This is a genomic window from Bacillus sanguinis (assembly GCF_018332475.1).
GTDB lineage: Bacteria > Bacillota > Bacilli > Bacillales > Bacillaceae_G > Bacillus_A > Bacillus_A sanguinis.
In genome coordinates, this window is the sequence record NZ_BOQB01000194.1 from 1 (window position 1) to 15,126 (window position 15,126).

Sequence of the window (15,126 nt, forward strand, 5' to 3'; positions counted from 1 at the left end):
TCAAGGTGTTCAAGGACCAACGGGTGCTACTGGTATAGGAGTTACCGGACCTACCGGGCCTACTGGACCTAGCTTCCCTGTAGCAACAATTGTCGTTACAAACAACATTCAGCAAACAGTACTCCAATTTAACAACTTCATTTTTAATACTGCAATTAACGTAAACAACATTATCTTCAACGGCACAGATACAGTTACTGTTATCAACGCTGGTATTTACGTCATTAGCGTATCCATCTCTACAACTGCACCAGGATGTGCACCACTCGGAGTAGGAATTTCAATAAATGGAGCAGTCGCAACTGACAACTTCTCTTCAAATCTAATAGGCGACTCACTTTCATTCACTACAATCGAAACGTTAACTGCCGGCGCAAACATTTCTGTCCAATCCACTCTTAATGAGATTACGATCCCTGCAACAGGAAACACTAATATTCGTCTAACTGTATTTAGAATCGCTTAAATTTCACTATTTATTTTTTATAACAAATAAAAAAAGAGCGAGAAACTCGCTCTTTTTTTGTTATGTACAATAATTCATTACTACTCTAATTCAATTGAAACATTTTTTTGTGGTACGAATGTAGAAATTGCATGTTTATAAATAAGCTGTTGCTTACCTTCTGTTTCCAGTAGGACTGTAAAATTATCAAATCCTTTAATTAATCCACGAAGCTGGAAACCATTTAATAAGTACAGCGTAACAAACGTATTCTCTTTACGGAGTTGATTTAAAAACTGATCTTGAATATTGATTGATTGCTTCATGTCGAATCCTCCTCTTTTTCTCTACTTACTATTATTCGACTTTAGTTGTAGCTTTCCTTCTATGTATCGTAAAATTTCTGACGTTTTTTCACCGTCTGTAACATCAAACCATGTGACATCCATCTTATTACGGAACCACGTTAATTGACGCTTTGCATAACGACGTGAATTCGTCTTTAATTGTGATACCGCTTCTTCTAAAGAGACACAATCCTCAAAATAATCATATATCTCTTTATACCCAATCGCTTGAATAGATTGACAATCTCGTATCCCGCTATTATACAATCCTTCTACTTCTTCTAATAAACCTTGTTCCATCATTATATCAACTCGTAAGTTAATGCGATCGTATAGCATTTCTCGATCCATTGTCAAGCCAATTAAGGAAACATCGTATAATAACTCGTTTTCTTGTTTTTCAAGTTGATCGCTCATTTTTTCACCCGTCGTGTGGAAAATTTCTAACGCTCTAATGACACGGCGTACATTATTTGCATGAATACGCTCAGCGCTTTCTGGGTCTACTTCTTGTAACTTTTTATGTACATATTCCACACCACGTTCTAATGCTAACTTTTCCATTTGCTCTCGGTATGTAGTATCACCAGCATCTTCCGTAAACTGATAATCGAATAAAACAGATTGTATATACAGACCAGTTCCACCAACGATAATTGGCAATTTACCACGCTCTGTAATCTCTCGAATATGCTTACGAACACGTTCTTGAAATTCGGCAACAGAAAATGATTCTTCCGGATCTTTTATATCGACCATATAATGTGGAATTTCGTCCATCTCTTCTTTCTTCACCTTTGCAGTTCCAATATCCATCGTACGATAAATCTGCATGGAATCTCCACTTATAATTTCACCATTCAACGCTTTAGCAAGATCAATACTTAACTTCGTCTTCCCAACAGCAGTTGGTCCAATGATGACAGCAACTTTTTCACGTTGCACTTCTCCCATATCATTCAACTCTCTTTATGTGATGTACTCCATCTATTGATTATATCCAATCTTACCAATTTTAACGGCATGATTGCAAGTTCTTTCATTCTGGTACATGAAATTATAAATAAAAATAGAACATAGTTTGTCCAATTCCGCATATACATGATTAAAAATACCTTCGAGAGGATGCGTTGACTATGAAACAATCCACCATTAATTTTTCATCTTTAACAAAAGACCTCATTTTAGCTACTGCTACAAAAGAACAAAATTGTTCACAAGAAGAATTATACTTCGCCTTAAATTGTTTACTACGTTCTTTTCATTCTACTCTCCAAGAAACAACATTACATCCAGAAAATAAAGATACAGAGTATATACAAACACAATTTTGCAGTGCATATAAAATCATTACAGGTAAAACGATTTATCCTTTTCAATAACCCATAAAAGGCGGTTGCTTACATACTTTCAAGCAACCGCCTTTTATGTTAATACATATATAACTATTTAATCACTTTCACTTTTACAGATTTGCGCCCCCAGCTATTGGCACTACCATCTGAACCGACTAATACATCAATACGATTTCCTTTAATCGCACCACCAGTATCTCCAGCAATCGCTTCTCCATATCCTTCTACCCATACTTTTGATCCAAGTGGAATTACTTTAGGATCAACAGCAATTACTTTCATATTTGGATTCGCTGTTAAATCATGCCCCATTGCAGTTAATACACGACCACCATACGTACCATTTTCACTTGGATGCGCTGTATACGCTGTCGCTTCTACTGTTATTTCACGCCCACCAGCAGGTGCACTTGTTGGAGTGGATTTCGCAACTTGTTTCGTAGTTGATCGCTGTTTTACCACAGGTTTATTTGATTCTACATTCTTAACAGACTCTTTGTTCTTAACTACTTTATTATTTTTAACCGGTGTATTTACTCTTGCCGGTACTTCTTCTTGCGTTACAACTTCTTTCTTTTCAATTACAGGTGCCGTTCCTGTTAAAAATGGCACGTGAACATATCCTGTTTTTCCATTATAGTCAAATTGTAACCATTCATTTTGAACTTGATTTGTCGTTTCAATTACATCATCTTTATTTAGTTTACCAAGAATTTCAGAATCAGTATTGGCTCCAGCACGAACATTTAACACGCCCGCCGTCACATAATATGTACTTTTTGTAAATTCAGCACTTACAAACGCTTCTTGACCATTTAATTTAATTTTTGTCCATCCGTTTTCTGTATTTATAACATCTAATTTATTCCCACTTAACATTTTACCTACAAGCTTTGACTCTACAGTTGGGTTTTCCCTAACATTTAATACGTCTGTTGTCACAATCGTTTCTGCTTTCGCAGAACCTGCAAAAATCCCAAGACCAAAAACTGCCGCCGTTGCTATACCTAATAATTTTTTCATGAATAGCCTCCATTTGCTTTGTTTTCGTATTTTCATTATAGCAACGGATTTTTAAGATTTTTAGAAAACACACAATTACAAACCATTCGTAATATACGATTAATGAGCTGTAACATAAATTTCCATATTAATGAATCTCATTTCCAATAGAATTCCCAATAGTTTTCATATACTTTCCACATACAAGCACCAGAATTTTTTTCCAGAAAAAATTACAGTATTACTTTTTTGTTACAAAAAAATCATATTCCATTACATCTTTTACCAAAATTCATCATTCTCCAATTTTTTGCCTTCTTTTTTGTAATAAAAAAGAGCAGCTAATAAAAGCTACTCCCTTTACACCTATTATTTAACTTTCTTTTTCCAAATTCCCATCATAAGAGCAGAAACAACCGCCCCTATCAATATCGAGAAAATATATAGCACTGGTTTATTTACTAATGCGATAACAAACAATCCACCATGCGGTGCTGGTAATGTAATTTGGAATAACATTGATAATGCACCTGCAATACTTGAACCGACAACACAACTGACAATTACCCGAACCGGATCTGCAGCTGCAAACGGAATCGCACCTTCTGTAATAAACGATGCTCCCATAATATAATTTGTTAAACCAGATTTACGTTCCGCTTCTGTAAACTTTGATTTAAAGAAAGTAGTTGCGAATGCAATCGCAAGCGGCGGTACCATACCACCAGCCATAACCGCTGAGTGCACCCCAAAGTTCTGTGCTTCTATTGCTGCAATACCAAATGTAAATGCTGCTTTATTAATTGGACCACCCATATCAATTGCCATCATCGCACCTAATATAAGACCTAGTAATATAGCATTTGTACCGTTCAAACCATTTAACCATCCTGTTAACATTTCATTCAATGCTACTACAGGTGGAATTACTACTTTTTGCATAACAACCCCTGTAATCAATAATCCAAAGACCGGATATAACAATACAGGTTTAATTCCTTCTAACTGTACTGGTAACCCTGAAAATAATTTTTTCAATCCTAAAACAACATATCCAGCTAAGAAACCAGCAATTAATCCACCTAAAAATCCTGCATTCGCATGTGCCGCTAGAAATCCTCCGACAACACCAGGCATAAAACCAGGACGATCAGCAATAGAACTCGCAATAAATCCTGCTAAAATTGGTACGAGGAATAAAAATGCCCCTGTTCCCCCTCCTCCAATAGACATGAACAATTCAGCTAAAGGACCTTCCGCCTTTATACCACCAAACGAAAACGCTAGCGCAATTAAAATCCCGCCACCAACAACGAATGGAAGCATATTACTTACGCCGTTCATTAAATGCTTATAAATTCCTAATCCGTTTTCTTTCTCCGTATTTTCTGCCTTTCCATCCTCTTTTACACCTTTAAAGATTGGTGCATCTTGTTTTACAGCTCGATTAAGAAGCGTCTCCGTTTTTCTAATCCCATCAGCGACTGGTACTTGAATAACATACTTCCCAGCAAAACGGTTCATTTCTACTTGTTTATCTGCCGCAACAATTATAGCCGTTGCGCGTTCAATATCCTCTTTTGTTAAACCATTTTTTATACCTGTCGACCCATTCGTTTCAACTTTAATTGCAATTCCTAGCTCTGCTGCTTTTGCTTTCAAGCTATCCGCAGCCATATATGTGTGAGCGATTCCAGTCGGACAAGCTGTAACAGCTAATACGTACGGTTCATTCCCTTCTGGTTGTGCAACTTCTACCTCTTCTTCTTTTTCATTTTCTTTTTCATCAAATAAACGAAGAAGTTCCTCTTCATCCTTCGCTTCTAATAATTGCTTACGAAACCCTTCATCCATTAATAAGGTAGATAGGCGCGACAACGTTTCTAAATGCGTATTATTCGCCCCTTCACTTGCAGCAATCATAAAGAATAAATGCGCAGGCTGGCCGTCAAGCGATTCATAGTTGATACCGCTTACACTTCTACCAAAACAAATCGCCGGTTGCTTAACAGCTTTTGTTTTCGCATGAGGTATAGCAATCCCTTCACCAATGCCCGTTGTACTTTGGGACTCCCGCTTTAAAATAGCTTCTTTAAATTCCACTTTACTATTTAAACGATTTGCGCCGTTTAATTTCTCAACTAATTCATCTATGACAGCTTCTTTATTTGAAGCTGTCAAATTCATAATAACTGTATCCCTTTTTAATAGATCTGTAATTTTCATACGTTACTTCCCCCTATCGCTTAGTTACAATTACTTGCGACAATAATCCTTCTACTTTTTCTTTTTCACATAAATCAGCTGAAAATGCTGTTGCACTCCCTGTAGCAACGCCATATTGAAATGCCTTTTCAATATCTTTTGTCTGTTCATATTTACCTACAAATCCCGCAACGAGAGAATCTCCAGCCCCAACCGAATTAATTACAACACCTTTTGGAACAGTTGCTTCATATATACCTTCTGTCGTAAATAATAAAGCTCCATCTCCAGCCATTGATACGATAACGTGCTCTACACCTTGTTCAACTAATTTTCTTCCATACGGTAAAATATCATCTACTGTGGAAATCTCTACTCCAAATAACTCACCAAGCTCATGATGATTTGGTTTTATTAAAAATGGCTTATTTTTAACTACATGCTGCAGCGCACTTCCGCTCGCATCTACTACTACACGAATACCTTTTTCAGCTCCGAACGCTGCGATGGATTCATAAAAAGTAGTTGGGATAGACGTCGGTACACTTCCAGCTAGTACAATACAATCTCCCTTTTGCATACTTTCAATTTGTTTCATTAATTGTTCAAATTGTTCATTGGTCACACTAGGTCCTTGTCCATTTAATTCTGTTTCTTCTTGCCCTTTTATTTTCACATTAATTCGCGAATCTCCATCTACTTGGACGAATTTTGTTGTTACACCTTCCGCCCGTAATACATCTTTAATAAATCCACCGGTAAATCCACCAGTAAATCCAAGCGCTACATTTTCAACACCTAAACGATGAAGAACGCGAGAAACATTAATCCCTTTTCCACCAGGAAACTTCATATCTTTCTCCGCTCGATTTACTGCGCCTAAATCTAAGGAATTAACTTGTACTACATAATCAATAGATGGGTTTAAAGTAACTGTATAGATCATTGTTTATCAGCCTCAATTACATTGGTTTGTCTTTTATATTTTTCTAAATCAATTTCTAAATGGCTTGTAATAATATTTGCCTCTTCAACATTGGCAATTTTCGCAAACGCAACTTCTGAAAACTTACTTTCATCAATTAAGAAATATCCTTCATTTGCTAATGTTAATGCCATTTGCTTTAAAAGTGCCTCTTCTGGATCTGGAGTTGTAAAACCAAGCTGTTCATGTACACCATTCGCGCCTAAAAAACATTTATCAAAACGATACTTCTGCATACTTTCCTGTGCCATAGCACCGATTAAAGCTTTCGTCCTACTTTTCATCATTCCGCCTAACAAATATGCACGAATATTATTTTCAACTAAAGCTTCAATATGCATAAGTCCATTCGTAACGACTGTAACATCTTTATTTATTAAAAATGGAATCATTTCAAATGTTGTACTTCCTGCATCTAAATAAATGCAATCACCTTGTTCCACAACGCTAGCCGCATACTTCGCAATTTGTTGTTTTATCTGAATGTTTTTGGATGATTTTTCAACCATCGTCGGCTCCTGTCCTTTTCCTGTTAAAACAGCCGCACCACCGTGAACTCTTTTTAATAACCTTTGTTTTTCCAATTGCGCTAAATCACGACGAATTGTTGATTCAGAGCTCGCTGTTCTTTCCACTAATTGTTGTAATTTAACAATCTTCTGCTCTTTTACAAGTTGCAATATCATTTGATGACGTTCAGGAGTTAACATTTTATTCACCTCTTCTTTGATTACAGTATAATGAAAACGATCACAAAAATCAACCATAAACATTCACAAATAACCAAAAACAATCAAAAATAGTTATAAACAAAAAAAGAAACCCATTTGATCGTGATATCAAATGGGTTTCTTTACTCGCTTTACTTATAGAGAAGCCTTATATATGCTTAAAACATCATCTTTATTTAATTTTTTAAAGTTACCAAATTCGCCATTAACCATCGCTTTATCCGCCATCAAGTCAATTTCATTTTCTCCAATAGTGTAATTAGCTAATGTTACCGGTGCCTCAATTGAAGTCCAAAATTGACGTAACGCCTCAATTCCTTCTAACGCAATTTCTCGATCAGTCTTTCCATCTGTTTCTACATCAAATACACGAATAGCAAACTGTTTAAAACGACTTACATTTTCATCTACAACATGTTTCATCCAGTTCGGGAATAAAATCGCAAGGCCACCCCCGTGTGGTATATCATGAACCGCTGAAACCGCATGCTCAATATTATGAGTTGCCCAGTCTCCTTTTACTCCCATCGCCAAAATACCGTTTAACGCCATAGTACCGCAATATAAAATTGTTTCTCTATGCTCATAATTTTCTAGATCATTTAAAAGCTTAGGAGCTGTCTCAATGACTGTTTTTAAAACAGATTCACAATAACGATCTTGTAATTCTGTATTTGTTCCATGATGGAAATATTGTTCTAATACGTGTGACATAATATCTACCATACCGTAAATTGTTTGATTTTTCGGTACAGACGCAGTATGAGCTGGATCTAAAATTGAAAACTGAGGGAAGGTAACTGGGCTACCCCAGCCATATTTTTCATTCGTTTCCCAGTTTGTAATTACAGAACCAGCATTCATTTCAGATCCTGTTGCCGCAAGAGTAAGCACAGTACCAAATGGTAATGCCTCACCGGCAAATGTTTTTTTCGTTACAATATCCCACACATCTCCATCGTACTTACTACCAGCTGCAATTGCCTTCGTACAGTCGATTACACTACCTCCACCAACTGCTAAAATAAATTCAACGCCATTATCTTTACAAATTTGAACCCCTTTCTTTACAGTTGATACACGTGGATTCGGTTCAACACCTGTCAATTCAAATACTTCTGCATTTATTTCCTTTAAAATAGAAATTACATTATCATAAATACCGTTTCTTTTAATGCTGCCTCCCCCGTATACGAGAAGAACTTTTTTACCGAACTGTGGAATTTCAGCCTTTAACTGTTCTAATTGACCTTTACCGAAAATAAGTTTCGTTGGATTACGAAATACAAAATTTTGCATATCCCTTTACCATCCCTTCTATATGAAAAGCAACTATACTTTTGTATACCATATTTTTTTCATTTCACAAAAATATTTGCCTAACAAAAAAATCCCAGCCTACAGGCTGAGATTTTTTATTGATAATAAGGTGAGATCATTAAGTAAACAATAACACCAGATAAACTTACATATAACCAAATCGGCATCGTCCAACGTACAATTTTACGATGACGTGTTAATTGATTTGTAAAACCAAATACAAGTGCAAACAATGCAAGTGGTACAATAATTGCTGCAAGGATAATATGTGTAATTAAAATGATGAAATACACATATTTAATGAATCCTTCTCCGCCAAAATGTGTTGCTGGCGCCAAGTAATGATACGATAAATAAGAAACACAAAATAGCAATGTCGTTGTAAATGCTGCCAGGATGAAACCGCGGTGCATTTTCACATTCTTCTTAATAATAGAGTATAAAGCTGCTAATAAGAAGACGAATGTAAAGCTATTAAAAATTGCATTTAACATTGGTAAAATCGTTACATCAAAATGTACTTCTCCTTCATAGCCCACAGGTCCAAAGAACAAAAATAAAATAATCGCATTTACAATTACAGAAAGCGTTATCACAATAGGAGCATAGCTTTTCTGATTAGTTGATTGATCCACCAAAATGGTCACTCCTCTTCCTTCAAATATGTATACGTAACCTCACTATTTTAACATATTATTCACAGTGTAAATGTGACAATAGTTTGACACAGTAAGACAGAGCAAAGAAAAAAATCCTTCTTAATAAAACTTCTTAAGAAGGATTTTATCGCTTTATTATTTAAATAGCAATGTAATTAGTTTTTATTGAAAAACGTATTGCTATATGCTTGAAAAATTTCAGACACTTGATATCCCATTAAAGAAATTGCTGTTAATGAAAAGAAACCAATCATAAGAAATCGAAACCACATATAAATCTCCTCCTTGTATTTAGCTTAAAAAGCAGTCGCTATATTACAAGTTGAGTGGCACTCTTCATCGTCACTTTCCTTTTTCTTTACAATTGCTGTTATAAATCGAATCATAAAGAATATAACAAAAGGAATTTGTTCGTAATTTACATTGGCATAGTTTGGCAACGGCTCGCGCTGCACATCGAACGGGGATGAGAAGGAATAGAACATACCTTGCTCTTCCATATATACAATTACAATTTTCATACAAAACATTATTCCTAGAAACGAAACAATATCTTGCCATTCTGTCGTATATAACAGATTATATAGCTCTAATACGTACTCTTCCATTGTCATCCCCCCTTCCTTTTTTACCATTTTGCTCGCCTTCGTATAAAAAGTCAAGAAAAAAGTTTATATTCACTATGACAATAGTAATTACTTGTTTCTATGATTATATATGATTCTTTTATAGCAATGATTGGGTGTAATTCTATTCTAAAACAAGAAATTAGAATCGAACAGATTCCTCATTTTTACTTTTAGGATTCAACACTGTACTATTTTTATTTCTATTAAAAATAAAATAAGAAATGATTATAAGAACAGTAACAAGCATTGTTAAAAGTGCCTGTGAACGTAAAGATTCAATTGCGAGCATCGCAACTAAAACTGCTATAATAGCGGCAATTGTAACATACGTTACATACGGGAAAAACCACATTTTCACTTTCAAATTTTGTTGTTCCGCTTTCCCCATTTTTTTACGTATCTTGAAATGTGAAACTGCTATAACGAGATAAACGAGTAACGCAATCCCGCCAGATGCATTCACTAAAAATAAAAAGACTTTATCTGGAGATATGTAACTAAAAACAACCCCAATGTAAGCGAAGAACGTTCCAAATAAAACCGCCCGAACTGGAACACCACTACTGTTCAATTTCAAAAATGCCTTTGGCGCATCTCCTCTTTCTGCCATTGAAAAAAGCATTCTTGAATTCGTATATAAACCCGAATTTAAACAAGAAAGTACAGCTGTTAAAACGATAAAATTCATAATTTGTGCTGCCGCTGGTATTCCTATATGTTCCAGTACCGCTACAAACGGACTTTTTAGTATGTTCGCTGAATTCCATGGAAGAAGTGTAACAACTACAGCGATAGATCCAATGAAAAATACGAGAATACGCCAAATTACACTATTTGTTGCTGTTTTTACTGCTTTTACAGGCTCAGCAGACTCTCCAGCAGCTACTGCAACAATCTCAGATCCCATAAATGAAAATATTACGACAGTAATTCCAAGTAGCACCGAACTTATACCGTTTGGCATAAATCCTCCTTGTCCTACTAAATTCGAAGTGCCAGGTGCTTCCGTTCCTGGTACAAATCCTAAAATAACAGCTAGCCCAAGACAAAGGAACAAAACAATACTTATTACTTTAATAAAAGAAAACCAATATTCAAACTCTCCAAATGATTTCACTGAAAAAACATTCGTCAATGTTAATAAAATTGTTAATATTAGGCTTAACAACCAGAGTGGGATGTCTGGAATCCAGTATTGAATAATACCAGCACCTGCTGTAGCTTCTATTGCAATAACAATTACCCAGAAAAACCAATATAGCCACCCAATTGTATACCCCGCCCATGGACCAATTGCTTCTCTTGCATATGTTGCAAATGAACCACTTGTCGGATTAATAGCTGCCATTTCTCCTAGCATTCTCATAACGAAAATAACTAGAAGTCCTGCTAATGCATATGAAACGATAGAACCTGGACCTGCTGAATGCACAACCGCACCACTTCCAACAAACAAACCAGCTCCTATTACGCCGCCAATTGAGATCATTGTAATGTGGCGTATTTTGAGGTCTTTCTTAAGATTTTTATCCAACTCTTGTACATCCCCTTCCAAACGTAATTTTGAAATTTATGTAAGAGTATTATGCGAAAAACCTTGTCCTATACTTTAAAATATATCAAAATATTCTGAATTTAACAATCGTAATGCAAGCTTCTAATGAAATTATTACATCAGGTTTAATATTTTTCCATATACAATTGTTGAGAAAATTATAGTCGACTTACAAAAGAATCAATTTTCAGATATCATTAAATAAACAAGATTATACATCTAGACAACTTTTTGTATAGGGGTGTTGATATGTTAAACAAGTTCAAATTCATTTGTTGTATGTTAGTAATTTTCTTACTGCTACCGCTAGCTCCCTTTCAAGCACAAGCAGCAAACAATTTAGGAGCAAAACTACTCGTTGGATACTGGCATAACTTCGATAACGGTACTGGCATTATTAAATTAAGAGACGTTTCACCAAAATGGGATGTAATCAATATATCTTTCGGTGAAACTGGGGGTGATCGTTCCACTGTTGAATTTTCTCCTGTGTATGGTACAGATGCAGAATTCAAATCAGATATTGCTTACTTAAAAAGTAAAGGAAAAAAAATAGTTCTTTCAATAGGTGGACAAAATGGCGTCGTTTTACTTCCTGATCATACCGCTAAGCAACGTTTTATTAATTCCATACAATCTCTAATCGATAAATACGGTTTTGATGGAATAGATATTGACCTTGAATCAGGAATTTACTTAAACGGAAATGACACTAATTTCAAAAACCCAACGACTCCTCAAATCGTAAATCTTATTTCAGCTATTCGGACAATCTCAGATCATTATGGTCCAAATTTTCTATTAAGCATGGCCCCTGAAACAGCTTATGTTCAAGGTGGTTATAGTGCATATGGAAGCATCTGGGGTGCATATTTACCGATTATTTACGGAGTGAAAGACAAACTAACATACATTCACGTTCAACACTACAACGCTGGTAGCGGAATTGGAATGGACGGTAATAACTACAATCAAGGTACTGCAGACTACGAGGTCGCTATGGCAGATATGCTCTTACATGGTTTTCCTGTAGGTGGTAATACAAATAACATTTTCCCACCTCTTCGTTCGGATCAAGTCATGATTGGACTTCCTGCAGCACCAGCAGCCGCTCCAAGTGGCGGATATATTTCTCCAACTGAAATGAAAAAAGCTTTAGATTATATCATTAAAGGAATTCCTTTCGGAGGAAAGTATAAGCTTTCAAATCAGGGTGGCTATCCTACATTCCGTGGCCTAATGTCTTGGTCTATTAATTGGGATGCAAAAAACAACTTTGAATTCTCTAATAACTATAGAACATATTTTGATGCGATTCCCTTGCAGAAATAATAAAAACCAACAATAGGTTATATAACCTATTGTTGGTTTTTTATTTATGTAAATTACTTTTTCACTTCTACATGATGAAAAGATTCTTTTCCATCTCTTACTTAACTATTTACAAAACTTAAAAGAAATTTGCTACAAAACCATTTGGTTATATAAACTTTCCAATTCTTTATGCTATGTTTCTATCATAGAAATCCCCCTTTCTTTTTTAACGCTTTAAATAAAACTTACATAATATTCCGGGTCTAACTAATAAAAAAAGAGAACTTTCTCTGAAAGTCCCACTACTCTAGAGTAGTTTAGTTACTATTTTGCTTTAATACAAATACTGAAAGTTCAGGTGCACTCCAAAATCTAACAGGCATTCGTGTTGTCCCAATACCACGATTTACATATAAATGTAACGGCTTATTCTTCCCTTCTAATTCATACATACCTTCCACATAGCTATCCGCTAATTTTGTAGTAATTAATGGACCAATAAAAGGAATTTGAACTTGTCCTCCGTGACTATGTCCTGACAATTGAAAATCAACTGGGTAACGAGCTACTTTGTCTACAACATCCGGCTCATGTACTAAGAGCATATTGAAATCTTGTTGCCTTACTTGTTTTAAAGTCGAGTCTATTTGTGGCTTCCCCAATAAAAAATCATCCAAACCTGATATTGTAATATAATTGCCGTTTTCCACTTTAATTTTCTGCACTTCATTTACTAACACAGAGAAACCAGCTTCCTCCATATACTTTTTATAAAATAAACTACCTCCCCCGCCCCTATCATGATTCCCAAACACTGCATATTTCCCTAAGGGTGCATATATTTTCTGTAAAATACCTCTCGCTTCTTCTCTTTCCGCTTTATACGATCCAAACTTATCTATTAAATCCCCTGTGAAAACTACTACATCTGGATGTAACGCATTCATCTTCTCCACCAAATTTTCTAGTTGTTTTAGTGTAAATTCTGGCCCTAAATGCACATCTGAGAATTGTAATATTTTCTTATTATTAAACTCTTTAGGAATTGTTGAAGCTTTTATTTCATTCCACGTAACTGTTACTAGTTTTCGTTCTATTTCTGTCGCATAGAAATACAAACTTATTGAAATCATTACTATACTTATGAAACTGATAATAAATATCTTGATGATTGATTTTTTTTGTTCTTTTTTTACATGATGCGTATTCATGTTCTCACCTCTAGAAGTACTTTAAAACCTTATTGTTACATTAATGTGACAACATGAACAATGTTAGTAATATCCAATTCCATCCCCACTCACTTTGACAATTTTATACAGAAAGCATAACATATTTTTACAATACATAGATTCTTAAAAATGTTCCTTCTATTTGTTCTATCATTTTATTAAGGGGAGATTATTCATGTCTGTATTTACACCAGAAGAAATTACGGAACTTGCTGCTAATTCCGGAAGAAAAAAAGCTTATTTATCATTACTCCCTATGCTAATACTCGGCTTTTTTGGTGGTGCTTTCATAGCATTAGGGTATTTACTCGATATTCATGTTATTGGAACAATGCCAAAGGCTTGGGGATCATTTACTAGTTTTCTAGGTGCCGCTGTATTCCCTATCGGTCTTATACTCGTTATTCTTGCAGGCGGTGAGTTAGTAACTGGCAATATGATGACCGTTTCAATGGCGTGGCTTCACAAACAAATCGACTTATTCCACTTCATTCGAAATTTAGTAATTGTTACGTTTAGCAACTTCATAGGTGCTGTATTCGTTGCTTATTTTTTCGGTCATATCGTCGGATTAACAGAGGGCGCTTTTTTAGCGAAAACAGTTGCTATTGCGCAAGCTAAACTACAAGACACACCACTACAAGCCTTTATTTCTGCAATCGGATGTAATTGGCTCGTCTGTTTAGCTGTTTGGCTTAGTATGGGAAGTAAAGAATTTATCGGAAAGATTATCGGCATTTGGTTCCCAGTTATGACGTTTGTTGCGATTGGATTTCAACACGTTGTAGCTAATATGTTTGTCATCCCAGCAGCAATTTTTGCTGGTCATTTAACTTGGATTGAATATTTTTCAAACTTCATTTTTGTTTTCTTCGGAAACTTAGTCGGAGGTATGTTATTTGTAGCATTACCTTATTTCATATCTTATAATAAAAAACTACCTTCCAATAAAGAACAAACCGAATTAAAGAAAAGATCTGTATCCGCTTAAATGAACTGTCTATACAGTGACTCTAAAAAATATTACAAATTTCATTTTTTTTACGAATATATGTGCGTACACTTGTTCTCGAATGTTTTATACGTTATAATAACAACTTAAATAGCATTATTTACATATGAGGTGAAAAACATGAATAAAACAGAATTAATTAAAAACGTAGCACAAAATGCTGAGATTTCTCAAAAAGAAGCTACTGTAGTTTTACAAACTGTAGTAGAATCAATCACTAACACTTTAGCTGCTGGTGAAAAAGTACAACTTATCGGATTCGGTACATTCGAAGTTCGCGAAAGAGCTGCTCGTACAGGCCGTAACCCACAAACTGGTGAAGAAATGCAAATCGC

Annotated in this window: 16 protein-coding genes; 5 read left to right on the forward strand and 11 right to left on the reverse strand. The window is 35.3% G+C overall.

Annotated elements, in window-relative coordinates:
- On the forward strand, positions 1-466 hold a 466-nt coding region (locus KI369_RS20040), incomplete at its 5' end, for a Gly-Xaa-Xaa repeat protein (protein ID WP_212957126.1).
- 80 nt (positions 467-546) lie between these two features.
- Here KI369_RS20040 and hfq read toward each other — a convergent pair.
- On the reverse strand, positions 547-771 hold the full coding sequence (gene hfq / locus KI369_RS20045; protein ID WP_000813896.1) for an RNA chaperone Hfq: 225 nt from the start codon (positions 769-771) through the stop codon (positions 547-549).
- 21 nt (positions 772-792) lie between these two features.
- On the reverse strand, positions 793-1,746 hold the full coding sequence (miaA, locus tag KI369_RS20050; RefSeq protein ID WP_212957127.1) for a tRNA (adenosine(37)-N6)-dimethylallyltransferase MiaA: 954 nt from the start codon (positions 1,744-1,746) through the stop codon (positions 793-795).
- Between the two features lie 182 nt (positions 1,747-1,928).
- On the opposite strand from miaA, the gene KI369_RS20055 reads away from it, so the two are divergent.
- A complete protein-coding gene (locus KI369_RS20055) occupies positions 1,929-2,174 on the forward strand; it encodes a hypothetical protein (protein WP_212957128.1) in 246 nt (81 codons plus the stop codon).
- 63 nt (positions 2,175-2,237) lie between these two features.
- Here KI369_RS20055 and entD read toward each other — a convergent pair whose 3' ends face one another.
- From entD to gabP, 8 genes are all read right to left on the reverse strand, one after another.
- Positions 2,238-3,170: a cell wall-binding protein EntD gene (entD, locus tag KI369_RS20060; RefSeq protein WP_212957129.1), complete on the reverse strand. Its 933-nt coding sequence runs from the start codon at positions 3,168-3,170 to the stop codon at positions 2,238-2,240.
- 348 nt (positions 3,171-3,518) lie between these two features.
- On the reverse strand, positions 3,519-5,375 hold the full coding sequence (locus tag KI369_RS20065) for a PTS fructose transporter subunit IIABC (RefSeq protein WP_212957130.1): 1,857 nt from the start codon (positions 5,373-5,375) through the stop codon (positions 3,519-3,521).
- Between the two features lie 13 nt (positions 5,376-5,388).
- Positions 5,389-6,300 (reverse strand): 1-phosphofructokinase, encoded by a 912-nt coding sequence (gene pfkB, locus KI369_RS20070; protein WP_212957131.1) that lies wholly within the window; start codon positions 6,298-6,300, stop codon positions 5,389-5,391.
- Positions 6,297-7,049 (reverse strand): DeoR/GlpR family DNA-binding transcription regulator, encoded by a 753-nt coding sequence (locus KI369_RS20075; protein ID WP_212957132.1) that lies wholly within the window; start codon positions 7,047-7,049, stop codon positions 6,297-6,299. Before KI369_RS20075 ends, pfkB begins: the two co-directional genes overlap by 4 nt.
- 156 nt (positions 7,050-7,205) lie before the next feature.
- Complete coding sequence (locus KI369_RS20080) at positions 7,206-8,369, reverse strand: iron-containing alcohol dehydrogenase (protein WP_212957133.1); 1,164 nt, start codon at positions 8,367-8,369, stop codon at positions 7,206-7,208.
- 116 nt (positions 8,370-8,485) lie between these two features.
- A complete protein-coding gene (locus tag KI369_RS20085; RefSeq protein ID WP_000228316.1) occupies positions 8,486-9,028 on the reverse strand; it encodes a DUF420 domain-containing protein in 543 nt (180 codons plus the stop codon).
- Positions 9,029-9,345: 317 nt separating this feature from the next.
- Complete coding sequence (locus tag KI369_RS20090) at positions 9,346-9,684, reverse strand: hypothetical protein (protein ID WP_212957134.1); 339 nt, start codon at positions 9,682-9,684, stop codon at positions 9,346-9,348.
- A 133-nt stretch (positions 9,685-9,817) separates the two neighbouring features.
- Positions 9,818-11,212: a GABA permease gene (gene gabP, locus KI369_RS20095; RefSeq protein ID WP_212957135.1), complete on the reverse strand. Its 1,395-nt coding sequence runs from the start codon at positions 11,210-11,212 to the stop codon at positions 9,818-9,820.
- Between the two features lie 270 nt (positions 11,213-11,482).
- Between gabP and KI369_RS20100 the strand changes: the two genes are divergently transcribed.
- The gene (locus KI369_RS20100; RefSeq protein ID WP_212957136.1) at positions 11,483-12,565 is read left to right on the forward strand and encodes a chitinase; all 1,083 of its coding nucleotides are present in this window, start codon (positions 11,483-11,485) and stop codon (positions 12,563-12,565) included.
- A 299-nt stretch (positions 12,566-12,864) separates the two neighbouring features.
- Here KI369_RS20100 and KI369_RS20105 read toward each other — a convergent pair whose 3' ends face one another.
- Positions 12,865-13,758, reverse strand: coding sequence for a metallophosphoesterase (locus KI369_RS20105; protein ID WP_212957137.1), 894 nt, complete (start codon positions 13,756-13,758; stop codon positions 12,865-12,867).
- 196 nt (positions 13,759-13,954) lie between these two features.
- Here KI369_RS20105 and KI369_RS20110 point away from each other — a divergent pair, with 196 nt between their 5' ends.
- On the forward strand, positions 13,955-14,770 hold the full coding sequence (locus KI369_RS20110; protein ID WP_212957138.1) for a formate/nitrite transporter family protein: 816 nt from the start codon (positions 13,955-13,957) through the stop codon (positions 14,768-14,770).
- A 141-nt stretch (positions 14,771-14,911) separates the two neighbouring features.
- On the forward strand, positions 14,912-15,126 hold a 215-nt coding region (locus KI369_RS20115), incomplete at its 3' end, for an HU family DNA-binding protein (protein ID WP_212957139.1).

Excerpts from the sequence above, each read along its gene's own strand:
- miaA (WP_212957127.1), bottom strand. The coding sequence starts at position 1,746 with ATGGGAGAAGTGCAACGTGAAAAAGTTGCTGTCATCATTGGACCAACT.
- entD (WP_212957129.1), bottom strand. The coding sequence starts at position 3,170 with ATGAAAAAATTATTAGGTATAGCAACGGCGGCAGTTTTTGGTCTTGGG.
- KI369_RS20075 (WP_212957132.1), bottom strand. The coding sequence starts at position 7,049 with ATGTTAACTCCTGAACGTCATCAAATGATATTGCAACTTGTAAAAGAG.
- KI369_RS20105 (WP_212957137.1), bottom strand. The coding sequence starts at position 13,758 with ATGAATACGCATCATGTAAAAAAAGAACAAAAAAAATCAATCATCAAG.
- hfq (WP_000813896.1), bottom strand. The coding sequence starts at position 771 with ATGAAGCAATCAATCAATATTCAAGATCAGTTTTTAAATCAACTCCGT.
- KI369_RS20090 (WP_212957134.1), bottom strand. The coding sequence starts at position 9,684 with ATGGTAAAAAAGGAAGGGGGGATGACAATGGAAGAGTACGTATTAGAG.
- KI369_RS20065 (WP_212957130.1), bottom strand. The coding sequence starts at position 5,375 with ATGAAAATTACAGATCTATTAAAAAGGGATACAGTTATTATGAATTTG.
- KI369_RS20055 (WP_212957128.1), top strand. The coding sequence starts at position 1,929 with ATGAAACAATCCACCATTAATTTTTCATCTTTAACAAAAGACCTCATT.
- pfkB (WP_212957131.1), bottom strand. The coding sequence starts at position 6,300 with ATGATCTATACAGTTACTTTAAACCCATCTATTGATTATGTAGTACAA.
- KI369_RS20080 (WP_212957133.1), bottom strand. The coding sequence starts at position 8,369 with ATGCAAAATTTTGTATTTCGTAATCCAACGAAACTTATTTTCGGTAAA.
- KI369_RS20110 (WP_212957138.1), top strand. The coding sequence starts at position 13,955 with ATGTCTGTATTTACACCAGAAGAAATTACGGAACTTGCTGCTAATTCC.
- KI369_RS20100 (WP_212957136.1), top strand. The coding sequence starts at position 11,483 with ATGTTAAACAAGTTCAAATTCATTTGTTGTATGTTAGTAATTTTCTTA.